The 23,011-nt window shown below is 49.8% G+C and carries 28 protein-coding genes; all 28 read left to right on the top strand.

Annotation, left to right across the window (positions count from 1 at the left end):
- Positions 1-16: 16 nt before the first annotated feature.
- Positions 17-1,762 carry a flagellar hook-length control protein FliK gene (locus tag GI364_RS10625; protein WP_198853537.1) on the top strand — a complete coding sequence of 582 codons (1,746 nt, stop codon included), beginning with the start codon at positions 17-19 and terminating at the stop codon, positions 1,760-1,762.
- An 11-nt stretch (positions 1,763-1,773) separates the two neighbouring features.
- The gene (locus GI364_RS10630; RefSeq protein ID WP_198853538.1) at positions 1,774-2,163 is read left to right on the top strand and encodes a flagellar hook capping FlgD N-terminal domain-containing protein; all 390 of its coding nucleotides are present in this window, start codon (positions 1,774-1,776) and stop codon (positions 2,161-2,163) included.
- A 1-nt stretch (position 2,164) separates the two neighbouring features.
- Positions 2,165-2,560, top strand: coding sequence for a hypothetical protein (locus GI364_RS10635; RefSeq protein ID WP_198853539.1), 396 nt, complete (start codon positions 2,165-2,167; stop codon positions 2,558-2,560).
- A gap of 96 nt (positions 2,561-2,656) precedes the next feature.
- Entirely contained in the window at positions 2,657-3,613 is a 957-nt protein-coding gene (locus GI364_RS10640) for a flagellar hook-basal body complex protein (protein ID WP_198853540.1), read from the top strand.
- A gap of 55 nt (positions 3,614-3,668) precedes the next feature.
- On the top strand, positions 3,669-3,887 hold the full coding sequence (locus tag GI364_RS10645) for a flagellar FlbD family protein (RefSeq protein ID WP_198853541.1): 219 nt from the start codon (positions 3,669-3,671) through the stop codon (positions 3,885-3,887).
- Positions 3,884-4,309: a flagellar basal body-associated FliL family protein gene (fliL, locus tag GI364_RS10650; RefSeq protein WP_198853542.1), complete on the top strand. Its 426-nt coding sequence runs from the start codon at positions 3,884-3,886 to the stop codon at positions 4,307-4,309. The genes GI364_RS10645 and fliL overlap by 4 nt, the downstream gene beginning before the upstream one ends.
- Positions 4,310-4,373: 64 nt before the next feature.
- Positions 4,374-5,399, top strand: coding sequence for a flagellar motor switch protein FliM (gene fliM, locus GI364_RS10655; RefSeq protein ID WP_198853543.1), 1,026 nt, complete (start codon positions 4,374-4,376; stop codon positions 5,397-5,399).
- Positions 5,362-6,627, top strand: a complete 1,266-nt coding sequence (fliY, locus tag GI364_RS10660) for a flagellar motor switch phosphatase FliY (protein ID WP_198853544.1) — start codon at positions 5,362-5,364, stop codon at positions 6,625-6,627. Before fliM ends, fliY begins: the two co-directional genes overlap by 38 nt.
- A 47-nt stretch (positions 6,628-6,674) precedes the next feature.
- Positions 6,675-7,037: a response regulator gene (locus tag GI364_RS10665; RefSeq protein ID WP_198853545.1), complete on the top strand. Its 363-nt coding sequence runs from the start codon at positions 6,675-6,677 to the stop codon at positions 7,035-7,037.
- 33 nt (positions 7,038-7,070) lie between these two features.
- Complete coding sequence (locus tag GI364_RS10670) at positions 7,071-7,544, top strand: flagellar biosynthetic protein FliO (RefSeq protein WP_198853546.1); 474 nt, start codon at positions 7,071-7,073, stop codon at positions 7,542-7,544.
- A 74-nt stretch (positions 7,545-7,618) separates the two neighbouring features.
- Positions 7,619-8,317: a flagellar type III secretion system pore protein FliP gene (gene fliP, locus GI364_RS10675; RefSeq protein WP_198853963.1), complete on the top strand. Its 699-nt coding sequence runs from the start codon at positions 7,619-7,621 to the stop codon at positions 8,315-8,317.
- Between the two features lie 58 nt (positions 8,318-8,375).
- Positions 8,376-8,645: a flagellar biosynthesis protein FliQ gene (fliQ, locus tag GI364_RS10680; protein ID WP_198853547.1), complete on the top strand. Its 270-nt coding sequence runs from the start codon at positions 8,376-8,378 to the stop codon at positions 8,643-8,645.
- 4 nt (positions 8,646-8,649) lie between these two features.
- Positions 8,650-9,426, top strand: coding sequence for a flagellar biosynthetic protein FliR (fliR, locus tag GI364_RS10685; protein ID WP_198853548.1), 777 nt, complete (start codon positions 8,650-8,652; stop codon positions 9,424-9,426).
- Between the two features lie 6 nt (positions 9,427-9,432).
- Positions 9,433-10,515 (top strand): flagellar biosynthesis protein FlhB, encoded by a 1,083-nt coding sequence (gene flhB, locus GI364_RS10690; protein ID WP_198853549.1) that lies wholly within the window; start codon positions 9,433-9,435, stop codon positions 10,513-10,515.
- A gap of 4 nt (positions 10,516-10,519) precedes the next feature.
- Complete coding sequence (flhA, locus tag GI364_RS10695; protein ID WP_198853550.1) at positions 10,520-12,556, top strand: flagellar biosynthesis protein FlhA; 2,037 nt, start codon at positions 10,520-10,522, stop codon at positions 12,554-12,556.
- On the top strand, positions 12,556-13,866 hold the full coding sequence (flhF, locus tag GI364_RS10700) for a flagellar biosynthesis GTPase FlhF (RefSeq protein ID WP_198853551.1): 1,311 nt from the start codon (positions 12,556-12,558) through the stop codon (positions 13,864-13,866). The genes flhA and flhF overlap by 1 nt, the downstream gene beginning before the upstream one ends.
- A 2-nt stretch (positions 13,867-13,868) precedes the next feature.
- The gene (locus GI364_RS10705) at positions 13,869-14,756 is read left to right on the top strand and encodes a MinD/ParA family protein (RefSeq protein ID WP_198853552.1); all 888 of its coding nucleotides are present in this window, start codon (positions 13,869-13,871) and stop codon (positions 14,754-14,756) included.
- Positions 14,757-14,768: 12 nt separating this feature from the next.
- Complete coding sequence (locus GI364_RS10710; protein WP_198853553.1) at positions 14,769-15,242, top strand: chemotaxis protein CheW; 474 nt, start codon at positions 14,769-14,771, stop codon at positions 15,240-15,242.
- The gene (locus tag GI364_RS10715; RefSeq protein WP_198853554.1) at positions 15,235-15,846 is read left to right on the top strand and encodes a chemotaxis protein CheC; all 612 of its coding nucleotides are present in this window, start codon (positions 15,235-15,237) and stop codon (positions 15,844-15,846) included. Before GI364_RS10710 ends, GI364_RS10715 begins: the two co-directional genes overlap by 8 nt.
- Positions 15,847-15,848: 2 nt before the next feature.
- Positions 15,849-16,346 carry a chemotaxis protein CheD gene (locus GI364_RS10720; RefSeq protein WP_198853555.1) on the top strand — a complete coding sequence of 166 codons (498 nt, stop codon included), beginning with the start codon at positions 15,849-15,851 and terminating at the stop codon, positions 16,344-16,346.
- Positions 16,347-16,384: 38 nt separating this feature from the next.
- Positions 16,385-17,071, top strand: a complete 687-nt coding sequence (locus GI364_RS10725; RefSeq protein ID WP_198853556.1) for a hypothetical protein — start codon at positions 16,385-16,387, stop codon at positions 17,069-17,071.
- A gap of 181 nt (positions 17,072-17,252) precedes the next feature.
- The gene (rpsB, locus tag GI364_RS10730) at positions 17,253-18,002 is read left to right on the top strand and encodes a 30S ribosomal protein S2 (RefSeq protein WP_198853557.1); all 750 of its coding nucleotides are present in this window, start codon (positions 17,253-17,255) and stop codon (positions 18,000-18,002) included.
- 155 nt (positions 18,003-18,157) lie between these two features.
- The gene (gene tsf / locus GI364_RS10735) at positions 18,158-18,808 is read left to right on the top strand and encodes a translation elongation factor Ts (protein WP_198853558.1); all 651 of its coding nucleotides are present in this window, start codon (positions 18,158-18,160) and stop codon (positions 18,806-18,808) included.
- Positions 18,809-18,903: 95 nt separating this feature from the next.
- Complete coding sequence (pyrH, locus tag GI364_RS10740) at positions 18,904-19,635, top strand: UMP kinase (protein WP_198853559.1); 732 nt, start codon at positions 18,904-18,906, stop codon at positions 19,633-19,635.
- 7 nt (positions 19,636-19,642) lie between these two features.
- A complete protein-coding gene (gene frr / locus GI364_RS10745; RefSeq protein WP_198853964.1) occupies positions 19,643-20,185 on the top strand; it encodes a ribosome recycling factor in 543 nt (180 codons plus the stop codon).
- Between the two features lie 57 nt (positions 20,186-20,242).
- Positions 20,243-21,010, top strand: a complete 768-nt coding sequence (locus GI364_RS10750; RefSeq protein ID WP_233096103.1) for an undecaprenyl pyrophosphate synthase — start codon at positions 20,243-20,245, stop codon at positions 21,008-21,010.
- 8 nt (positions 21,011-21,018) lie between these two features.
- Positions 21,019-21,810: a phosphatidate cytidylyltransferase gene (locus GI364_RS10755; protein ID WP_198853560.1), complete on the top strand. Its 792-nt coding sequence runs from the start codon at positions 21,019-21,021 to the stop codon at positions 21,808-21,810.
- Between the two features lie 31 nt (positions 21,811-21,841).
- Positions 21,842-23,011 (top strand): 1-deoxy-D-xylulose-5-phosphate reductoisomerase, encoded by a 1,170-nt coding sequence (locus tag GI364_RS10760; RefSeq protein ID WP_198853561.1) that lies wholly within the window; start codon positions 21,842-21,844, stop codon positions 23,009-23,011.

Here is a 23,011-nt window from a genome sequence, read left to right on the forward strand (position 1 = left end):
GAAAGGAGGTGAGAAAATGACGAATAGTTTCGTGTTGGCAAAGGATATTTCAGTTCAAAGTCCAGGGCAAACGATCACGCAAACCGCCCAGAACCGCCGCCGTGGAGTGAATCCAGAGCACGCATTCCAACAGTTGTTTGATGTCGTTGCGTCGAGGACCAGCGGCAGCGGTGGAGCGCATGTTGGTACTGGACAAGCGACGCTGCCTGGTTCCAATCCCACTGCACTGTTTATCCCCGTCCTTGCAAAGCAAGGGGCAAAAACCGCAAGTTTCGGTAAAACAAGGCTGAAACTTGTGCAGGTCAGCGCAGGGAGTCAACTCCATCTGAGTCAACTCAGGGTTAAAGGCTTTGCTGAAGTCTCTGTGAAGGATTTACAGCAGTTACTGTCGGAGAAGGGCAAGCTGAACGCGGGGTTGCCCGGTGTTTCCAGTGTGCCTGACGCAATGAAAGAGCAGGTTGGAACACAGGGCAAGAGCTCTCCAGGCAACGGTTCAAAGACCCCGGTCGGCAGCGCAAGACCACACAAAGCCGCAACTGAGACAGTGCTGACGGCTCTTCACAATGGGCAACTGTATGGCCTTTTCCTACCACCCCTTGAGCCGGTCAGAGCAGTGAACAGTCAGCTGCAGGGAACTGCGCAGACGATGCCTCCCGAAGGTGCGAAGGCTAAAGTCGGGGAAAGCAAAACAGCAGCTTCTCCAGGTGTTGGAACAAACGCTTCTGAGCCAATGCCAGGTCGTGCTGCAGGAAGTCTTGCGGCGTCTGCCCTGATTGCGGATCTGACGGAAGCGCTAAACGGAGGCGGCCGAGCAAAATCGTTGGTGTTGATGCAACTTGAGCCTAGTTCAAGTCAAGGGACCTCTGCCGTTGCGAGTGGTTCTGCAAATAAAGTCGTGACGTCAGGACTCGGGGAGAATGTCGTTCAGCAGGGACTTGGTCTTTCTGGACTATCCGTAAAAGCGGTACAGCAACAGACTCCATTTACCGTGGCTGGTTTCCCGGTGCAGCGAGTAGTATTGATGCGAGGCTACCCGGTCAACGCCCAAAGGGGTGGACAGGGTGAGAAGACGGCGGCGAATTCGGGGGTTTTTGGACGAGGCATGGGCACTGTTGTGAAGGGACAGAAGTCGAATTCAGTAACAGGTTCTAAAGCAACACTACAGAGCATGGCACTGTTTAGTAACAACAAAGCTGCGCAACTGCTGCAAGGCAAGAAACGGGCTCTATCCGGACAACCGGGCGTCACTGGGTCAACAATTGCACAGGCGGGTCAACCGCAATTGCCACTGTTGGCAAGCGGAAACGTCTCTCCTAGTATGCAAACAGTCAACATTCAGAACGCACAAGTGTACCACCAGTTTGCAGCGATGATTGCGCAGCATGTCCAAGCGGGATCGCAGACTCTGAAAGTGCAGGTCCATCCCCACGGCCTGGGCAGCATTACGGTGACAGTCGGGCAGCAGACGAACGGGCTTGCCATTCAAGTGAGTGCTACGAATCCGGCCACCGCAGCGTGGCTGCAACAAGGGTCTGCGCAACTGACGCAAGCGCTCCATTCGGCGGGTGTGAACCTGGCAAATCTGCAAGTCGATGTGTCTCAACAGCACCCTCAGGGTCAGGGCGACGGCAGGTCGGGGAAGAAGAGTCCCAAGGCACCTTTTTCGAAAGGTGGACACAGGAATGCAGAAGATTCGCTGCAACCGGCCCCTGTAACCAGCGTTCTTGATGCGAGACGTTCCACAATCAGTCTCAGAGTATAGGAGGTGAGTGCATGACAGGAATCATGAATGTTAGTAACGGTCAGCTCGGTAAAAATGCATTTTTGCAATTGATGGTTGCCCAGATGAAGAACCAAGACCCGCTCAGCACACAGAGCAACACGCAGTTTGTTGCCCAATTAGCCCAGTTTTCCTCGCTGGAGCAGATGCAGAATGTGGCTCAGGAAGACATGGCGATTCAGAAAACACTAGGACAGTTACTGAGCTTGTCGCAAATGAACTTTACGCATCAGCTGTTGGGTACGAAGGTAACTGTGACGGACAAGAATGGAGCGTCAGTTCAGGGGACAGTATCTGCCGTCGGCTACAACAATGGGAGTCCGGAATTGATTGTGAACGGAACGAAATATCCTATGAGTGCGCTGCAGCAAATGGGGGGTTGACATGTCTTCGGATTTCTTGCACGGCATTCCGGTTCGTCCGTATGTCAGCGGTCCCTCCCGTCAGTCAAAGCCGGTTCAAAGTCAACCGAAAGAGTCCTTTGGCGGACAGTTTCAGAAGGCACTGTATGAAACGTCCAAACTAAAGTTTAGTGCCCACGCACTTCAAAGGCTAAAACAACGAGGGATTGAACTGAACGGCAAAGACCTCAAAAACATGGAACAAGCCATGAACATGCTTCAGGAGAAGGGGTCGAAGGACGGTTATTTACTCTATGGAAACCAAGGGTTCGTTGTAAACGTTCCAAGCCATACCGTGGTCACCACAATGAAACACGATGAGCCCACCGTGATTACCAATATTGACAGCGTAGCGATAGTACCACAGCTGGACCGTTAAGGAGGCTTCGCAACGGGGACTGACTGAACCGTTGCAAAAGGGTATGATGCGCGCCGCTCTCAGGTGGACTTGCCGAAAATAAAAGGAGGAAATGCAATGCTCAGGTCGATGTATTCCGCAATTTCAGGTATGAATGCTTTTCAGACACAACTCGATGTGATAGGAAACAACATTGCTAATGTGAATACCACAGGATATAAGACGGCGCGAACCGATTTCGCTGATGTTTTGAGCCAGACGCAAAGTGCCGGTAGTGCTCCAGCCCTAAATCCCGGCAGCAATACCTATGTGTCTGGTGGAACAAATCCAAATCAGGTAGGGCTCGGAGTAAAGGTTAGTGCAACACAGACCCTGTTTACTCAAGGCGCTGACCAGTCCACTGGTGTACCCACGGACCTCGCGATTAATGGCGGCGGTCTCTTTACAGTGAGTCGTGCAGGACAAACTTACTATACACGCGCCGGTGATTTCAGCGTTGATAAGTCGGGCAACCTGGTGTTGCCAAACGGGGCCATTGCACAGGGCGTCTATGGACAGACCGCTCCAGTGAACGGGACCATTAACTCAGCGAATCTGCATAATGTCAATCTCGGTAAGATGGTTGCCAGCTATGCTACAGCACAGGGCGGCTACAGCACAGGCACGCAGTATCCGCAGTATACTCTCGCTTCAAGCCCTGACGTACAGATTGGAGCGGACGGAAGTATTAATGCGACAGTGGATAGTCAGGCAACTGCAGGTGCTCCAGTCACTCAGCAGCGGGTGACTCTGGGATACATGGCCCTGGGGACGGTTAGTAACCCGAGCGGGTTGAGTAAAATGGGGGATTCGCTCTATGCCATCTCCAACAACTCTGGGAATCCTACGTTTCACACGCCTGGAACTGGCAACACGGGTCAAGTGGAGTCGGGGTATTTGGAAATGTCCAACGTAGACTTGACGCGTCAACTAACAAATATGATTACAGCGCAGCAGGCGTTTTCTGCAAACTCCAAAGTGATTGGTACCGACACGCTGATTTTGAATGACCTAAGCAACTTGCGTCATCCGTAGTAGTAGCGAATCATCTTAAATCCACAGTTTCATTTCTCTTCGGGGGGTGTTTGAAGTGATTTACGTAGAGCGTTTAAACGGTTCCGCCATATGGCTGAATCCGCTGCTGATTGAATCCATTGAGTCGACACCTGACACAATTGTAACGCTTACCACGGGTCACAAATACGTGCTTCTTGACACTCCCGAAGGGATTGTGGAGAAGAGTGTCGAATACTTGCACAGAATTGGTATTGCTGGCGCTTTACAGGGAAGGGTCGATGCAGGGCAATGAAAAAACCATTGAAACTGATGGTCCTCATTATCTCTTCGATGGCTGTCCTCATTGCAGCTGGAATAGGAGTGTACCTGGTTCTTAAGCCTTCTGCTCACAAACACGGGAAGCTCACGATTCAGCAGCAGAAGGCACTGCAGGTAGCTTTGCCGCAAATGACGACAAACGTGGCAGGCGGCGGGATAGTTCAGTTCACCGTCACCCTACAGGCCAATGACAAGTCAACGCATGAAGAGATTAAAACTCTGATTCCAACGATACAGGACACGATGAATCGACTCATGAGGACTTATACAACAAAGGAAATTAACAGCTCTAGCGGGATTGTCAAATTAAAAGGTAATATTGCAAAGGCTGTCGACAGTCAGTTGCCAAAAGGGACTGTAACAAAAGTTCTATTTACGGACATTGTAACTCAATAGGTCAGACGAAGGCAGTCAGCCAAGCATGTGAAAGTGCTGACGTTGTTGAAAGGAGGTGCGGAGTGTGTCAGACGTATTATCGCAGGCGGAGATAGACTCGTTGCTGTCTGCATTGGACAGAGGTGAAGTCAATGCGGAAGAAATGTTGGGGACAGAGAACGAGCAGCGTGTCAGAAATTACGATTTTCGTCGTGCGATGAGGTTTTCGAAGGACCATATTCGCATCATTTCTCGCATCCATGAACAGTTTGCAAGACTTCTCTCAACAAATTTAGCAGCTCAGCTTCGTACGATTATCCAAATTCAAGTGGAATCGGTCGATCAAGTGCCTTATGAAGAGTTTGTGCAGTCAGTTCCTGCTTTAACAATTCTTGAGGTTTTGGACTTTGCGCCGATGGAAGGTCACGTTGTTATTGAAATCAATCCACAAATTATTTTTGCGATGCTCGACCGGGTGATGGGGGGAGTCGCCAAAGGTCCGTATCGCGAGCGTGAGTTGACCGAAATAGAACAGAGTTTGTTGGAGCGTACGTTGGGAAGAATGCCGGAATTCCTTGGAGAAGCCTGGAAGACAGTTGAACGCTTGGAACCCAGTTTTGTTTCGTTGGAAACGAACCCCCAGTTTCTGCAATTAGCCACATCCAATGAGACTGTTCTGGTTGTCACCTTGAGTGCTCGAATTGGAGAGGCTACCGGACTGATGAATATATGTATTCCGCACGTGACTGTTGAACCAATTATCCCTAAGTTGACTACACAATACCTGTACGATGTGTCCAAGAGTCGCAATTCAACTGGCTATGGCGAGCAAGAGATGGAGGCGCACCTCCACCAGGTGGACGTCGATTTGCAGGCAGAATTGGGTGCGGCGGAACTGACAGTGGATGAAGTGTTGGACCTGCAAGTAGGAGACATTATTCCGCTTTCTAATTCAATTCGAGATGCCATTACGGTAACTGTGGATGGGATCCCTACTTTTACGGGACAAGTGGGAACCCGGCATAAGCATTATGCTGTTCAAATTATTCAATCGGTGAAAGGAGGCGGCGTCAATGCCAGAAAAGGCGAAGCTGTCTCAGGCGGAAATTGATGCTCTTTTAAATCAAAGTGCACAACCTGCTGCACAATCCAGTTCTGCGACAATCACAGACGAAGAGACAGACATTCTCGGAGAAATCGGCAATATCAGCTTTGGTTCCGCCGCCACTGCGCTCTCTACACTGTTGCAGCAACGGGTGGAAATTACGACCCCTGTGGTAACGTTGCACGATGCAGAGCATATTCATTCTGATTTTCCTCGGCCGTACGTCATGGTTGCCGTTGAGTATACAGAAGGGTTGGAAGGGACGAATGCTCTTGCCATCGAGTTACAAGATGCGAAAACCATCGCAGATCTTATGCTCGGGGGAGATGGTTCAAACACAGAGGGAGAACTGCAAGAACTTCATTTGAGTGCGGTGGCTGAAGCTATGAATCAAATGATGGGAGGCGCAGCGACATCCATGTCTACTATTTTTTCGCGCCCAATCAATATTTCCCCACCTTCAGTCAAGTTTGTCGACTTGTCCGGGGGAGAACAGTTTGATATTGGCCTGACGGGGGACATTGTCTCAACCGCGTTTCGATTGCGGGTCGGGGACCTGATTGATTCACAGATTATGCAACTGGTGTCGTTCGACTTCGCGAAGGGCATGGTGAAACTTCTGAGCGATGCGACATCCCAAGAAAGCACCACCGGTAGTGCTGCTGGGGTAACTGGTACAGACCCTGCCAACACATCATCCATTAATGGGACTGATGCACACAATGAGGTGGCGGCGGCCTCAGCCGATGCAGTCAACAGTTTTGCAGGAACTGCAGCTGTTAGGGCTGACGCATCACACCTCCACGCGGGCATGGAACAGCAGGCCGCCTTATCAGGAAGCACAGGCTCAGGGAGTGCTCATGCAGGCAGCATTCCTGCAACTCAACTGAATTCAAGCTTTGGCTCAAATCAAGCCATTTTCCAACCTAGTTTTGCTGAGTTGGATGATTCCTTTGAGTCTACTCCTGAGAATTCAAGAAACCTATCCCTGATTCTGGATGTGTCTTTGAATGTTACGGTGGAATTGGGGAGAACAAAGAAACCGATTCGTGACATTCTCGATCTCGCTCCGGGGTCAGTGGTTGAATTAGACAAGCTCGCTGGAGAGCCTGTGGATATTTTGGTCAATAGCCGCCGTATAGCAATTGGAGAAGTTGTTGTCATTGATGAAAACTTTGGTGTCCGTGTCACAGATATTATCAGTCCCGTGGAACGAGTGAAGAACCTTCAATAAAGACGGGGGCGTTTGTCAGAAAAGTTGCGATAGAGCGGAGGAGCAAAATGGGAAACAGAGTTTTAATTGTGGATGATGCAGCCTTTATGAGAATGATGATCAAAGACATCTTTACAAAAAACGGCTATGAAGTGGTGGCGGAGGCTGCAGACGGAAAACAGGCTGTAGAGAAGTATCAAGAAGTTCGACCTGACCTAGTCACGTTGGATATAACAATGCCTGAAATGGATGGTATTGAAGCATTGAAAAAGATAAGGGAAGCGGACGTAAACGCGAGAATCATCATGTGTTCTGCGATGGGGCAACAGGCAATGGTGATTGATGCCATTCAAGCCGGGGCCAAAGATTTTATTGTCAAGCCGTTTCAAGCCGACCGCGTTATAGAAGCTGTAAAAAAGGCACTGGCATAGTTTTATGTCAACCGGTAGTAAGGGGGTCATGTCTTGCGTTTTTTTGTATCTGTGCTGATTTTCACCATCACATATGGACAGGCCATGACCGCCGTCTATGCTGCTTCAAATTCTACCAAGGCACTGGAAGCGACGGGTCTCAAAGGCCCTAGCTTTTCAACGTATTTTAAAGGCTTGTTATGGCTGATTGTCATCATTATTCTCGTCATTATTACTATCAAATTTTTGGCAAGGAAAACACAGGTGAAGCAGACAGGCAGCATTCGGGTGCTGGCTGCACATCAGTTGGCTCCAAGTAAGTTTGTTGAAGTGGTCGAGGTACAGGGAAAGCGGTACTTAGTCGGTGTCGGGGACGATGTGACGCTTTTGGCAGATGTCACGGAAGACTTTGACGATGCAGGGCAGGGAGAGGTCGAGCAGGCGAACTTTCAGCAGGTCTTTGCCAATGCGTTACAGGTTGTGCGTAAGAAATACGGCCGGGATGACCGCAAGGAGGATACGCAGTAATGAAAGCTCGCTCTATCCGTTATCTGACCGGTTCCGTGTTGGGGGCTGTGGGCACCTTTGCCGGGTTGTCTGTCATGACAGTCTCAGCAGCAACCAACAAAACTGCCAGTCTTATTCCGGGCATTCCGACTTCAAACTCACCACATGCTGTAGACGGAACCCTTCAGATCATCTTTTTGCTTACTATCCTGTCCATTGCACCGGCTATCTTAATACTAATGACGTCGTTTACGCGCATTATTGTTGTGCTGTCCTTTGTTCGCAATGCACTGTCACTGCAACAGTCGCCGCCAAACCAAGTCTTGATTGGACTGGCCCTGTTTATAACGCTGTTTGTGATGCAGCCAACCTTTCAAACGGCCAATCAGCAGGCGTTACAACCCTATTTAAAAGGACAAATTTCGCAGACTGTGGCATTGCAAAGAGCCGAGGTTCCATTTAAGAAATTTATGGCCAAACAGACGCGTCAAAACGATTTGGAACTGTTTTTGCAGTATCGACATATGAAAAAGCCCAAGTCGGTAGCTAAGATACCGATGGCTGCATTGGTGCCAGCCTATACCATCAGTGAACTGAAAACCGCCTTTCAAATCGGCTTTATGATATATCTGCCTTTTCTCATCATCGACTTGGTCGTCGCGACAACATTGATGTCCATGGGGATGATGATGCTTCCGCCGGTCATGATATCCCTGCCATTTAAGATTTTATTGTTTGTCATGGTAGATGGATGGTATCTGGTCGTAAAGAGCCTGTTGGCCGGCTATACATGAGACCTGACTTGGTTCTGCGCAGTGGCAGCCGCCGCGGTTTTTGGAAAGGAGGGGCGAGATGGACGCCAATTTTATTATCGGTCTTGGACAGCAAATCATCTGGCTCGTTGTCAAACTTACAACCCCAATCCTCGGCTTTGGGCTGGCCGTTGGATTACTTGTAAGTGTCTTTCAAGCTACAACACAAATTCAGGAACAGACGCTGGCCTTTGTACCGAAAATTGCGGCTGCTATCGTCGCTATGTTGATTTTTGGACCTTGGATGCTAGCCTCTATGGTGGATTTCACACAGCATGTGTTGGGAAACCTGATGGCGTTCGTGCAATAGCCCTATGATTGCATATGCACTCAATCACGTTTATCTGTTTCTGGTGATTTTAAGTCGCCTGTTGGCGTTTGTCGCAACAAGCCCGGTTCTGTCTATCCGGATTTGGCCCGCATGGGGAAAGATTGGATTGGCCGCTGTAACTGCGATGTTAGTGGAGCCCACGTTAAGCGCGCATGTTGCGAGTCCATACACCAATCCGGGTGAGTTTGTCGTTCTCTTGCTCGAAGAAACCTCAGTAGGCATATTTATGGGATTTTTCGCAAACATGATTTTTACCGCAATGCTGTGGGCAGGCCAAATGTTTGATTTGGAAATTGGTTTTAGTGTTGTCAGTGAGTTTGACCCGCAAACCGGTCAAAACAGTTCTTTGACAGGAAACTTTCTTTCCATTCTATTTACTTTGTATTTCCTGGGGGTAAACGGTCTTGACGGACTCATGTTGGCCGTGATGAGCAGCTATAAATTTATTCCCGTAGGCAGCTTACATTTTCCGTCAGATACATGGCAGTTTCTGTCTCATACAATTGCTCTCGTCATGACCTTTGCGTTGGAATTCTCAGCTCCCTTGTTGATAGCCATGTTGCTGAGCGACATCACCTTTGCCCTCTTGTCACGGGCTGTTCCCCAAATGAATGTGTTTGTTGTGGGGTTGCCGGCAAAGTTGTTTGTCGGCCTGACAATGTTTGTAGTGGTTATGCCTGGACTGGTTTACTTGTTTGGTCAGTTGTTTCAGATGCTGTTTTCGCATATGGACACGATGATGAAGTGGCTCGGGGGGTAACGGACTGTGCTAGAACTGCAATTACAGCGCTTTGCCGGCGAAAAAACAGAACGTGCTACCCCGCAGAGACGGCAAGAGGCTCGTCGTGAAGGTCAGGTAGCAAGAAGTTCGGAACTGACTTCGGCGCTGTCGTTGTTTGCCCTGATTGCTGGACTCCGGGTCTTCGGCGGACACATTTGGTCTGGGTGGGTCAGTGTCATGAAGACAGATTTGGGTAATGCTCAAAGACCTGATTTTACGCAAATACAGCTGGTTGGTCTCGTTGATGGACAAATCATCACCTTTTTAAAGTTGCTTTTGCCGTTGCTGGCATTAGCGGTCTTCGTGGGCGGGATAGCGTCTTTTGCACAGGTGGGTGTGCTGTTTGTTCCAAAGCATGTAATGCCTGATTTGAAGAGGATTGATCCCATTTCGGGTTTTAAGCGAATGTTTAGTTTGCGGTCCACGGTAGAGGCCATTAAGTCCATCCTCAAACTCGCTGTCGTAGGTTTGGTGGCATATTCAGTCGTACGCGGTGCTGTTGGTACTATTGAGCAGATGTATGAGGTCAGTATTACGGCTTATCCGCGCCTTGTCGGAGACCTCATATTTCGCATGGCAATTGAAATCGCAGCCTTGATGCTGGTACTCGGCGCACTAGATTTTTTCTACCAGCGATACGATTTTGAAAAAAGCATTCGAATGTCAAAGGACGATATTAAAGACGAACATAAGCGAGAAGAGGGAGACGACCAAATCAAAGGCCGGATTCGTCAACGGGGTCGGGCACTTGCCACACAGAGAATGATGCAAGAAGTGGAAAAAGCGGATGTGGTGGTTACAAACCCAACGCATTATGCCGTCGCGATGGTCTACGATACGTCGCGAGCACTGGCCCCGTTGGTGGTGGCCAAGGGCCAGGATGACATGGCGAGGCGTATTCGAGAACGTGCCAAAGAGGCAAAGGTAGCTCTCGTAGAGAATAAACCCCTTGCACAGGCCCTGTACAGACTAGTTGATATCGGTGATGTGATTCCGGAAGACCTGTTTCAGGCTGTGGCGGAAGTGCTTGCGTATGTTTATCGCCTAAACAACAAGGCGGGGAGGTGAGGATATGAAAAGAACCGACATAGCAATTATGGCAGCTGTTATCGGAATTGTGGTTATGATGGTCGTTCCGATGAATACGATGCTGTTGGATGTGCTTTTGATAATTAATTTGTTTGTCTCGATGACGGTGTTGCTTGTGGCCATGAGTACCAGTGAGCCATTGGACTTTTCAATCTTTCCGTCTTTGCTGCTCATTACTACGCTGTATCGGTTGGCACTGAATATCTCCTCCATGCGACTTATCTTGAGCCAGCACAACGCCGGTGAGGTGATTCACACTTTTGGCAGTTTTGTCATCAAGGGAAACATTGTAATTGGTTTCATTGTCTTTGCTATTTTGGCTATCATTCAGTTTATTGTCATCACAAAAGGTGCAGAGAGGGTTGCAGAAGTGGCAGCGCGGTTCACACTGGATGCAATGCCTGGTAAGCAAATTGCTATTGATGCTGACTTGAACGCGGGTCTGATAACAGAGCAGGATGCTCGAAACCGCCGTATTGCAATTGAACGTGAAGCTGATTTTTACGGTGCTATGGACGGTGCATCCAAGTTTGTCAAAGGAGATGCCATTGCCGCCATCCTCATCATTATTGTCAATACGATTGGCGGCTTCATTATTGGAATGGCTATGAACGGCATGTCTTGGCAGGAAGCGGCTCATACGTATACCGTTCTTTCCGTCGGTGACGGACTGGTCAGTCAGATTCCGGCCCTGCTATTGTCTACGGCAACGGCACTCATGGTGACACGAGCAGCGTCAGAGGTCAATCTTGGACAGGATGTCATCCAACAGGTGTTTTCGCAACCGACCAGCCTCTATGTCGTTGCAGGAGCCATTTCACTGCTAGGTATCTTTACACCCATCAGCATCTTCGTAACATTCCCTGTTGCGGGCGTTGCAGCTTTTATGGGCTGGCGTCGCCAACAGCGACAAGCTGCGGAAGTGGAAGAAAAGAAGCAGGAAGAAGTCAGGGCTCAGTCGGATAAGACAAAGAAGCCTGAAAGTGTACTGTCTATGCTCGGAGTTGATCCTATAGAATTTGAATTTGGCTACGCACTGATTCCACTGGTAGACAGCAAACAAGGGGGAGACTTACTCGACCGTGTCGTGATGATCAGAAGGCAACTTGCGCTCGAACTCGGCATGGTCATTCCCGTTATCAGGCTTCGAGACAATGTGGAGCTTCGGCCCTCCGAATACGCCATTAAGATTCGCGGCATTCAGGTGGCGGGAGGCGACTTGATGATGGGTCACTGGTTGGCGATGAGTCCAGGTACAGACGATCCCGCTGTAGTCGGAATCCCGACAGAAGAACCCACATTCGGCTTGCCTGCCGTGTGGGTGGACAGCGGCATGCGTCTCCGAGCCGAGGCCGCTGGGTACACTGTAGTCGACTTACCCACTGTAGTCGCGACACATATTACAGAGGTGCTGAAGTCACACGTACACGAGTTGCTGGGACGACAGGAGACCAAGACACTCATCGATCACATTCAAACCTCTGCTCCTGCTGTTGTAGACGACTTGATTCCCAACCTTTTGACTTTGGGCCAAGTCCAGAAAGTGCTGGCGAATCTGCTGGAAGAGAAGGTCTCCATTCGCGATCTCGTGACAATTTTAGAAACGCTGGCAGACGCCGGAAATGTGACAAAAGATACGGATGTCTTGACAGAACAAGTCCGACAGGCCCTGTCAAGACAGATTTGCCACCAGTTCTCAATTCCTGGAGAACCTCTCTCAGTCATCACATTAGCGCCTGCGATGGAAGAACAAATTCAAGCCTCTTTAGTTCAACAGGACGGCGGCCCCGCCTTCATTGGGATTGACCCGACTGAGGCACAGAAAATCTATCGTCGGTTGCGTGAGGAGACGGATAAGATGTCCGCAGCAGGGAAAACCCCCGTTTTGTTGGCCCATCCGCAATTACGTCTGCCATTACGGCGCTGGCTTACACGATTTATACCGGAACTGGTTGTATTATCTTATAACGAGTTAGATCCAACCATTGAAGTGGAAAGTGGAGGGGTGGTGAATCTCTAATGATGGTAAAGCGCTATGTGGTGAAGGACATGCCTGAAGCCATTGTGATGATTCGACGGGATTTGGGAAAGGATGCAGTCATTCTAAGTACTCGGCAAGTACATGAGAAACACTGGCTTGGCCTGCGCCGCAAAAAGCGTCTCGAAGTGTTGGCTGCGGCTGGAGAGGACATGCCTATTCAAACGAAGTACTCCAGGGACTATCAATCTGTTCCGAAAGAACCACCTGCAGCGGCTCCTGCTCCTGTCCTTGTATCCCCGTCAGTGCCAGCTGGTGTCGAGGGAGACAGCAAAGGAAGTTCTGTCAGCATGAGTCAGCAGCAGGAAAACATCCGAGCGTATTCCAATCAGGAAAAAATACTCTCCTCAACAGAGGAACATACGGCCCAGTTGCATGGAACTGCTGTGAATCAGTTTTCGGGTCCCAGTCTTCAACTGCTGCAACAGGAACTGATGCAGGTTCGAGAGACGTTGAACCATTTGGTTCAACAATCATCACTGTCGCGGGTGGTTACTCACGAAAACAGCGTTGCTGAGCATACGCAATTTTTACGGAGACAAGGTTTGGAGAGTGACAGGCTTCTGTCAGCCCTTGAGGTTGTCTGGGGACAGAATGGGATTCACGATGGGTCCAATCTAAAGTCCGCTGTCTCTTCATCTCTGCTGAACTCAATCAAGGAAGTGTTGCCGCAGTGTACGTCTCATGCAGCCCTTAGCCCTTCATCCAGGGTCGTAGCCTTTGTCGGGCAGACCGGTGTCGGAAAGACGACAACAATTGCCAAGATTGCAGCGTTGCAAATGCTCAGCGGGAAGAAACGGGTAGGTTTGATTACGGCTGATACGTTTCGCATTGCCGCCATCGATCAGTTGCACACTTATGCCCGTATTCTCGGTGTCCCTCTGGAAGTGATTAACAGCGCCGAAGATATGGACGGGGCAATTGCAAAGTTGGCCGACCGAGACCTTATCCTGATTGATACCGCTGGGAGAAGCTTTCGGAGTCCCGAACACCTCGAAGATATAAGAAGGTTACTGGAGCTTCCCGTAATTGATGAAACGCACTTGGTACTGAGCCTTACTACAAAAGCTGAGGACTTGTTGCAATGTGCCAACTATTTTCAAGGATTACCCGTCGACAAGTTTCTGTTTACTAAGCTTGATGAGACGTCGAGTTATGGCACGGCTCTTGAGGTCCTGTACAGGTACCAGCGACCTGTGTCATATCTGACCAATGGTCAGAACGTTCCTGATGATTTGGAAATTGCAACCCTCGACAAGCTCCTGAAACTGATTTTTGAGGGGGCAGCATAAAAGTGGATCAGGCGGAGCGATTGAGAAGTCTTGTGAATCAAGGGCCTATACAGACTGCTGCTTCGAAACAGATCATTGCTGTCGCCAGCGGGAAGGGGGGAGTTGGAAAAACAAACTTCTGTGTGAACTTTGCCCTTGAACTGCAAAAAATCCACAGGTCACCGGTAGTGCTTGATGTTGACTTGGGATTTGCAAATGTAGATGTGATACTTGGGGAGCGGCCACGACACACTATTGAAGATTTGTTGAATGGATTCAGTATTTGGGATGTCCTTCAAGTCAGCGCCACCGGATTACCATACTTGTCCGGCGGGGCAGGTCTTACCGAATTGCACACCCTGTCGAGGGCGCAAGTACTTCACTTGAAAGAGGAATTTAGCCGGTTGGATGACCGTTATGACACCGTCTTGTTGGATTGCAGTGCCGGACATAGTACCAACAGCGAGCAGTTGATTGCCGCTGCTACACAACTTATCGTCCTGACAACGCCCGAGCCCACCTCCATTGCGGACGCATACGCCCTGCTGAAGATGCTCTCCGTAAATGGTCAACTGCCGCAAGTGGTGACCGTCGTAGTTAACCGTGCCAGCGGCATTGTCGAAGCGAAGCTTGCAGCAGATAAATTGAAACTTGTTGCGGCGAAGTTTCTGGGTGTTAATATAGACATTCTTGGATTTATTTTGGAAGACGATGCTGTTCCTCAGGCTGTCATGGCGCAAACAGCCCTGCTGTTGAAGTATCCGCACAGTAAGGCTGCCAGTTGCATTCAACAAATTGCAAGAAACTACTTACATATTGATGAAAGGTCGGAGAGACGGGGTTTTTCAAAGTTCTTGGAACGTCTTTTCGGAGTATATTCGCATACGCAAAGCGAGAAATTCATATCGTGACGGAGGTCCAAAATGAGTGACATACAAGTTGTTTTGTTTACTTCAGCAGATGAAACCTACGGGGTTCCTGTGAACCAAGTTCAATCCATAGAGCGGCTTGAAGAAATCACACCGGTGCCAAATACCCTGGCCTTTGTTCAAGGCGTTGTGGAATTGCGCGGCGAAATTGTCCCAGTGATTAACCTGCGAATTCGAGTCGGGGCACAGGCGCTGGCGAAACCGTCAGATGATGCTCGCATTATCGTTGTTGAAATTGCAGCAGTGCATGTAGGTCTGGTCGTAGATTCCGTGCTTGATGTAAAGACGCTGGATGAAGAATCGATTCAAGCACCGCCGCAGCTGATTGGCGGACTTGAGGCACGGTATTTGTCGGGCATTGCGAGAACTGATGAACGTACGCTGGTGCTTTTAAATCTGGAGAAAATCCTGTCAGAGGCACAGGAACAGCAACTGCAGCAAGTTGAGAGGAGTATTCAGGGTGAGTGACGCACCAGAGTTTACGGATTACGTTGCAGATATCTTAAAGGAAGTGGGCAATATTGGTGCCGCTCATGCTGCAACGGCATTGTCTGAACTCATTCAGGAGCAGGTGAACATGACCGTACCGTCGGCCCGCATGGTTCCCTTCCGGGAAGTACCAGAACTTCTGGGAGGCGAAGAGATGCTGAGCGCCGGGGTTATTACACAAATTAAAGGGAGTTTGTCGGGAAACCTTTTGCTTGTGATGGCAGCAGAGAGTGCTGTGCAACTTGTCACGAGACTGTTGCCAGCGGAGAGCAAAGGGGTTCAGGATTTTACGGCCATGGACTTTTCGGCACTGGCCGAAGTTGGGAACATTCTCGGGGGCTCATTTATCAATGCCATATCAGATTTGACAGGTTTCACGTTGCACGTGACCGTTCCCGGTGTTGCTGTTGACATGGCTGGCGCCATTCTGAGTATTTGCCTGTTATCGGCTGAACTCACGATGGATGAAGCTTTGCTGGTAGAAACAAGTATCTCCCAAGGAACGAGCAGTATTGATGCACATATCATCCTGATTCCCGAGCCTGACTCGATGGACCGGCTGCTGAAAGCCTTGGGGGCTTGACAGTGCTAGATACTGGAAGACTGTCGGTCGTGCGAATTGGAATTGCGGATGCGGGCCTCGCGAGCAAGCCGCAGAGAATTCGGACAAACGGGCTTGGCTCTTGCGTTGGTGTTGTGATTTATGATGAGCGTTCGGGGATTTGCGGCCTCGATCACGTTATGCTGCCTCACGCACCAAAAGGAAAACCTGTGACTCCCGCAAAGTTTGCCGATACAGGCCTACCATGGCTTGTAGAGAAGTTGTTGGAATCTGGCGCCGAAAGAAGACATCTACAGGCAAAGTTGGCAGGGGGGGCGCAAATGTTCTCGTCTGCTTCGGGATCGGCGCTGCTTAGAATTGGTCCGAGAAACGTTGAAGCAGTGCTCGAATCGTTGCAGGAGTTAAAAGTTCCAGTGGTGTCGCAGGACGTAGGGGGATCAGCAGGACGAACGATTGAGTTCGACCCTGCGACCAGTGTACTGCATGTTCATACGGCTCTCGAAGGTACATGTGAAATATAGGAGAAACGCTTACTGCTATAGTTAAAGGAGTATTTAAAGTGGAAGAGGCCGTCTTGGTGACAGTGCTGCTTGTAAGCGGCATTGTGTATTACATGTACAAACGCATATCGAAGGTGCAAAAGGGTAGCACCCCGCCCGGGATTGGACAGTGGCTTCGAGGCCTATCCAATGCCCAAGCAGGTACTGAGTCTCATCTGGCCAAGCCTCGCCCGCCGGTTCAAGGGCAATCAGAGGATGGGTTTACGCCCGTCATTCAAGAGCAAATCACTTCCATGTTGGACGAGGTGTATGAAGAGTTTGTGTCTGAAACTGCTGAAGTTCGAACTCAATTCGCACAGGAACTGGAACGGGTGCAGAAGGAATTGAACAGCCGGTTGGAGCAAATTGAAATGAAGCTGGATGAACTGAACAGCAAAGACTCTGCACCAATTGTCAACCCGCCTGAGGAACAGGAGTTTTCCGCTGCAGGACGCGCCGACCGGACGAATCTCGGTGATTCGGTTTCCAACTTGAAACCTGAAGCGGACTCGGAAGACGAGCGTTCTTCGCTGCAGTCTCACCCGGTCAGTGAAATGCCTGCTGCCGCTGAGGCAGACAAATCGTTTCAAATACTGGAATACCTCTACAGTGGAAAGACTGTGGCTGAAGTCGCCTCAAGCCTGGAAGTGGGAGTGGAAGAAGTAGAACGCGTGAGGCGATTGCTGCAATCTCCACCGTCGAAATGAATGACTATGCGGACATAGGCAGAAATTCATTGCTGTTGTACTGCCCGTTGTGGTATATTAAATGGCAGTGTAAAAGCCCACGCATTGTGGAGTACACACGTTTGTGGATAATGATTCTGGTGCCGTCAGGTGTGAATCGTTGCAGAAGCAAACGGAGGACTAACCAATTAGGAGGAACAGTATGGCGATTATTTCAATGAAGCAGTTGTTGGAGGCAGGTGTTCATTTTGGACACCAGACACGGCGATGGAACCCGAAAATGTCAAGGTACATTTTCACAGAGCGAAACGGTATTTACATTATTGATTTGCAAAAGACCGTTCGTAAGGTGGAAGAAGCTTTTAACTTTGTGCGTGATCTATCGGCTTCCGGAAAAAAGGTTTTATTCGTCGGAACGAAAAAGCAGGCACAAGATGCGGTGCGCGAAGAAGCAGAGCGCTGTGATATGCACTTTGTCAACCAGCGTTGGCTGGGCGGTACGCTGACGAATTTCAAGACGATTCAAAAGCGTATTGAGAGACTTCTAAAGCTGGAGAAAATGGAAGACGACGGGACGTTTGATGTGCTGCCGAAGAAGGAAGTTGTTCTACTTCGGAAAGAAAAAGACCGTCTTGAGAAATTTCTCGGAGGCATTAAGGGCATGAATGGCCTGCCTGCGGCGATGTTCGTTATCGATCCCCGAAAAGAGCGTATTGCTGTGGCTGAGGGTCGGAAATTGGGTATTCCCATCGTTGCGATTGTAGATACAAACTGCGATCCGGACGAGATTGACTATATTATTCCAGGAAATGATGATGCAATTCGCGCTGTGCGCTTGCTCACCTCAAAAATGGCTGATGCTGTGTTGGAGGGGGCTCAACAAGTGGAAGATGAGCCGTCTGAAGAAGCGGAAGCTGAGGCGGAAGTGGAGACAGAAACCACAACAGCATAATACTAGCGGGGTTGAAACGGGCGATGAGGCAGCGGAAGCGCGTTGCCTTATCTCCTTTTTTGTGTAAAGGCCTTGGTATGTAAGGCTCGCGTAAAATGCGCTTGCTCAAAGAAGGCTAAATTGAGAATCATCGAGATAAAGGAGGACCTATGTCAATGCAGGTTACTGCACAGATGGTGAAAGATTTGCGAACTCAGACGGGCGCTGGAATGATGGATTGTAAAAATGCGCTCAAGGATGCAGACGGTGATATGGAGAAGGCTCTGAAAGTTCTCCGTGAAAAGGGCCTTGCATCTGCGTCGAAGAAATCCGGACGGGTGGCGTCTGAAGGGATTGTTGAGGCGTACATACACGGAGGCGGCCGCATCGGCGTTCTGCTCGAGGTAAACTGCGAAACCGATTTTGTAGCAAAGAACGATGATTTCAAGAATTTTGTCCGTGATATAGCGATGCATGTCGCAGCGGCAAATCCAACATATGTACGTCGAGAGGATGTCCCGGAGGATGTCCTGACGCAGGAAAGAGAAATTGTCAGGCAGCAAACGCTAAATGAAGGCAAACCGGAGAAGATTGTGGACAAGATTGTCGAGGGTCGAATCGATAAGTATCTTTCCGAGATTTGTCTTCTGGAGCAAGCCTTTGTAAAGAATCCCGATAAAACGGTGGACCAACTGGTAAAAGAAGAGATTGCTCATATTGGTGAAAACATATCTGTTCGGCGATTTGCTCGCTATGTTGTTGGAGAGGGAATTGAAAAGGAAGAGAAAGATTTTGCAGAGGAAGTCATGGAGCAGGTCGGAAAATAATGTGCGGTGAGGGGACACTGATGGTGTTCCCTCTCTTCAAGTTTTTCTTGAAGACCGGTGTTTATTGAGGATTGGCTACATATGGAGGAATGCGAATGGCAACGCCGAAGTATAAACGGGTTATACTCAAGCTTAGCGGAGAAGCGTTAGCCGGGCAACAAGGCTTCGGCATCGACCCGAACGTAATTCACAACATTGCGCAACAACTTGCAGAAGTTGTTGAGTTGAAAGTTGAGGTTGCTGTCGTCGTTGGCGGCGGTAACATTTGGAGAGGTATTTCAGGAAGTTCCAAGGGGATGGACAGAGCAACCGCTGACTACATGGGCATGCTCGCTACGGTTTTAAACGCTTTGGCTTTGCAGGATGCACTTGAGCACCTTCGTGTGGACACACGCGTTCAGACGTCGGTGGAAATGCGACAAGTAGCAGAACCGTATATCCGTCGCAGGGCGATTCGTCACTTGGAAAAAGGCAGAGTTGTCATTCTCGCCGGCGGCACTGGGAATCCGTATTTTTCAACGGATACAACAGCTGCGCTGCGCGCGGCTGAAATTGAGGCAGAAGTGATTCTAATGGCCAAGAACGGGGTGGACGGCGTCTATAATGCGGATCCCCAGGAAGACCCTGATGCGGTGAAATACGATGAACTTGGGTTCTTCGATGTGCTGAGTCAAGGGCTGGGAATTATGGATTCGACGGCTACATCACTGTGTATGGACAATGATATTCCTATCTTGGTGTTTGCGTTAAATGAAATTGGAAACATTCGACGCGCCGTCATGGGCGAATCGTTGGGGACAATTGTGAGGAGGAAAACTCGTGCTTGACAGTGTGATGAAGTCGGCTAAGGACAGAATGGAGAAAGCCGTTGACACATTGCGAAGAGATTTGGTCACTGTGCGTGCAGGGCGCGCAACGCCGAACATGCTTGACAAGATTACAGTAGAGTACTACGGATCCCAGGTGCCTGTAAATCAAGTGGGCAATGTTACCGTACCTGAGCCTCGACAACTGGTGATCACACCGTGGGAAAAGAGTATGCTGTCAGAAATTGAGAAGGCGATTCAGAAGTCGGACTTGGGCATCAACCCGACCAACGATGGCGTTGTTATTCGGCTCATCATACCCGCTTTGACTGAACAGCGCAGGCAAGAGCTGGTGAAACAGGTGCGTAAGATGTCTGAGGAGTCACGAGTTGCGGTCCGAAATATTCGTCGAGATGCCAATGACGATCTGAAGAAGGCTGAAAAGCAAGGTGACATTTCAGAAGATGAGAACCGCCGTGGCATGGAAAAAATTCAAAATCTAACCGATAAATACGTGTCGGAGATTGACAGCGTTACGCGCGGTAAAGAAGAAGAATTGACTGAAGTTTGAGTTTTGGACGCGGCTTTGTGAAACGCGAGTTATAGTGTATTGCTTGGGGGGGTTAAGTTGTTCAAGGCGATTCGACGCAGGTTCTCAAAATCGAACGATGCCCCGGCGAAACGCATTGAACAAGGGAACCTCCCTGTTCATGTAGCCATCATCATGGATGGAAACGGCCGTTGGGCAAGGCGTAGAGGACTGCCGCGCATAGCTGGGCACCACGCAGGAATGCATAAGGTTCGAGACGTGATTCGTGCCTGCGACGACATTGGTATTCAGTGTTTGACGTTGTATGCCTTTTCAACGGAAAACTGGAAGCGGCCCGAAAGTGAAGTTGAGTACCTGATGAAGTTGCCGGAGGAGTTTTTTCGCACTGAAATTGATGAACTGGTCAGTCGGGGCGTGCGGGTAAACTTCATTGGTGATACCTCTAAGTTGCCGTCCTTTACGCAGGAGACTGTCCGCAGAACGCTTGAAAAAACGGTTCACAATACGGGGATGCAGGTTACCTTTGCGCTGAACTACGGCGGGCGTTCGGATATTGTAAGTGCAGCACAGTCCATCAGCGGCCGAGTCAATGCAGGTGAACTGAACTGGTCAGAGGTAACAGAGTCTGTGTTTTCGAATTACCTGTCCACCGCGGATACGCCAGACCCGGACTTGATGATACGGACAAGCGGTGAGGTACGCCTGAGTAATTTTATGCTGTGGCAGGCTGCATATTCGGAGTTTTGGTTTACTGACGTATTGTGGCCGGACTTTGGCAGGGCGCAGTTGGAAGAAGCGATTGCAGACTATCAGCGCCGCAAACGACGGTTCGGCGGTTTAAAGTAGGTGGAAGCATGCTGAGGACAAGGGTTGTCACTGCTGTACTGGGTGTGGTTATCGTGCTAGCCTTGCTCTTATGGGGCAACATTCCGTGGAAAATCACGGTGTGGCTCGTTACCTTGGCCGGAGCAGCGGAATTTGCCGGAATTGTAGGCTTTAAGCGCTGGAGCGTTATGTCACTGTGGTCATACTTTGTCGTCTCGTTGATTGAGTGGTGGCCAGCATGGCATATGCTGATTGTAGTACAAGTTATTGTTGGCGTTGCACTGGTGCTTCCGGTGCTGATGAAGAACCGCGTCACGGTGTCGCAGTCTGCGACAGTGTTAATAGGTTCCCTCTATATCGGTTACGGCGGTGAAAGTCTGACCTCAATTCGCGCTCTGTCACACGGATGGGCGTGGCTTCTCTTGTTATTAATTGTCATTTGGATGAGCGATACTACGGCTTATTTGGTTGGAGGTCGGCTGCAGGGACCAAAGCTGTGGCCGGCTATCAGTCCAGGTAAGACTGTCAGCGGTGCAATTGGCGGGATTGTTGGTTCTGTTGCGGGAGCCGTGATATTTGGATGGCTAGCGATTCGCGGGTTTGATTTATTCGCATACGCGACCATGGGAGCGTTGATTTCTGTCGCTGGGCAAGTTGGAGATTTAGTGGAGTCAGCATATAAGAGGTCGGGAAATGTCAAGGATTCCGGCCATCTGTTACCTGGGCACGGCGGGATTCTGGATCGTATCGACAGTTTACTGTTCGCCGCTCCGTTAGCGTTGTATTTGATTACGTCCGGGGCTCCGACTTGGTTTCAATGACTGAAGTTTGAACCGCAGTGAGGTGGATGGAGTGACTGTTAAGTTATCAATTTTAGGGTCCACAGGCGTAATCGGAACGAAAACCCTTGAAGTTGTCCGGAACACACCTTCTGAGTACGAGGTAACTGCTCTCGCTGCTGGACGGAATGTTGAAGAACTTGCAAAGCAAATCCGTGAATTCTGTCCCGTCTTTGTCTCGGTACAGGACGAAGAATCACGGAGTCGACTCTTGGCATTACTGAAGGAGAGTAACGACATATCGGTGCCGGACATTGGCATAGGAGACAGCGGATTGCTCACCGTCGCTGATGTCCCGGCGGATGTTATGGTGACTGGAATTGTCGGGGCAAAAGGACTTTTGCCTACTTGGCAGGCCATTTTACGCGGAACGACAATTGCACTCGCGAACAAGGAGACACTTGTAAGCGCTGGTGAGCTCATCATGCCCCTGGCCGTGGACAAAGGAGTCCCCATTATTCCTGTCGACAGTGAACACTCGGCTCTTCACCAAAGCCTTCGTGCAGGGAGCGCCAGTGAAGTGCATCGGTATGTGTTGACAGCTTCCGGAGGCCCTTTTCGTACTTGGTCACGAACACAGTTGGAAAACGCAACTGTCGAGCAGGCTCTGAAACATCCCAACTGGACTATGGGAAAAAAGATTACCGTCGACTCCGCTACAATGATGAACAAAGGTTTGGAAGTCATCGAGGCGCATCATTTGTTTCAAGTTTCGTATGATAGAATAGAAGTGGTTGTTCACCCTCAAAGCGTCATCCACTCCATGGTTGACTTTGTGGATGGTTCGGTGGTGGCACAATTGGCTACTCCAGACATGAGGCTGCCGATTCAGTATGCCCTGACCTTTCCAAAACGGATACAGGCTCCATGGCCGAGATTATCGCTTCAGGAGTTGCAGACGCTTACTTTCGAACCACCTGATTTCGAAAGATTTCCAAGCCTGAAGCTGGCCTATGAAGCAGGTAAGATGGGCGGGTACGCGCCTTGTGTCCTCAATGCGGCCAATGAGGTTGCCGTGGGTGAGTTTCTTGAGGGAAGGATAACTTTTCTGGAGTTGGCAATCCTTGTAGAACGAGTCTTGGAAGCGCATCAGCCAGGAAGGCCTTCATCGTTGGAGGATGTTCTGGCTATGGACAAGTGGGCGCGCCAAACTGCTCGGACAATGATAAGAAAGGGCGGGTGA

The sequence above is a fragment of the Alicyclobacillus sp. SO9 genome, assembly GCF_016406125.1.
In the GTDB taxonomy this organism is placed as follows: Bacteria; Bacillota; Bacilli; order Alicyclobacillales; family Alicyclobacillaceae; genus SO9.

Coding starts and splice junctions, on each gene's coding strand:
- GI364_RS10755 (WP_198853560.1), top strand. CDS start 21,019: ATGCTGAGGACAAGGGTTGTCACTGCTGTACTGGGTGTGGTTATCGTG.
- fliP (WP_198853963.1), top strand. CDS start 7,619: ATGACAGTCTCAGCAGCAACCAACAAAACTGCCAGTCTTATTCCGGGC.
- pyrH (WP_198853559.1), top strand. CDS start 18,904: ATGGCAACGCCGAAGTATAAACGGGTTATACTCAAGCTTAGCGGAGAA.
- fliY (WP_198853544.1), top strand. CDS start 5,362: ATGCCAGAAAAGGCGAAGCTGTCTCAGGCGGAAATTGATGCTCTTTTA.
- GI364_RS10635 (WP_198853539.1), top strand. CDS start 2,165: ATGTCTTCGGATTTCTTGCACGGCATTCCGGTTCGTCCGTATGTCAGC.
- fliQ (WP_198853547.1), top strand. CDS start 8,376: ATGGACGCCAATTTTATTATCGGTCTTGGACAGCAAATCATCTGGCTC.
- flhF (WP_198853551.1), top strand. CDS start 12,556: ATGATGGTAAAGCGCTATGTGGTGAAGGACATGCCTGAAGCCATTGTG.
- GI364_RS10710 (WP_198853553.1), top strand. CDS start 14,769: ATGAGTGACATACAAGTTGTTTTGTTTACTTCAGCAGATGAAACCTAC.
- frr (WP_198853964.1), top strand. CDS start 19,643: ATGAAGTCGGCTAAGGACAGAATGGAGAAAGCCGTTGACACATTGCGA.
- GI364_RS10625 (WP_198853537.1), top strand. CDS start 17: ATGACGAATAGTTTCGTGTTGGCAAAGGATATTTCAGTTCAAAGTCCA.
- flhA (WP_198853550.1), top strand. CDS start 10,520: ATGAAAAGAACCGACATAGCAATTATGGCAGCTGTTATCGGAATTGTG.
- GI364_RS10640 (WP_198853540.1), top strand. CDS start 2,657: ATGCTCAGGTCGATGTATTCCGCAATTTCAGGTATGAATGCTTTTCAG.
- GI364_RS10665 (WP_198853545.1), top strand. CDS start 6,675: ATGGGAAACAGAGTTTTAATTGTGGATGATGCAGCCTTTATGAGAATG.
- tsf (WP_198853558.1), top strand. CDS start 18,158: ATGCAGGTTACTGCACAGATGGTGAAAGATTTGCGAACTCAGACGGGC.
- fliR (WP_198853548.1), top strand. CDS start 8,650: ATGATTGCATATGCACTCAATCACGTTTATCTGTTTCTGGTGATTTTA.
- rpsB (WP_198853557.1), top strand. CDS start 17,253: ATGGCGATTATTTCAATGAAGCAGTTGTTGGAGGCAGGTGTTCATTTT.
- fliL (WP_198853542.1), top strand. CDS start 3,884: ATGAAAAAACCATTGAAACTGATGGTCCTCATTATCTCTTCGATGGCT.
- GI364_RS10630 (WP_198853538.1), top strand. CDS start 1,774: ATGACAGGAATCATGAATGTTAGTAACGGTCAGCTCGGTAAAAATGCA.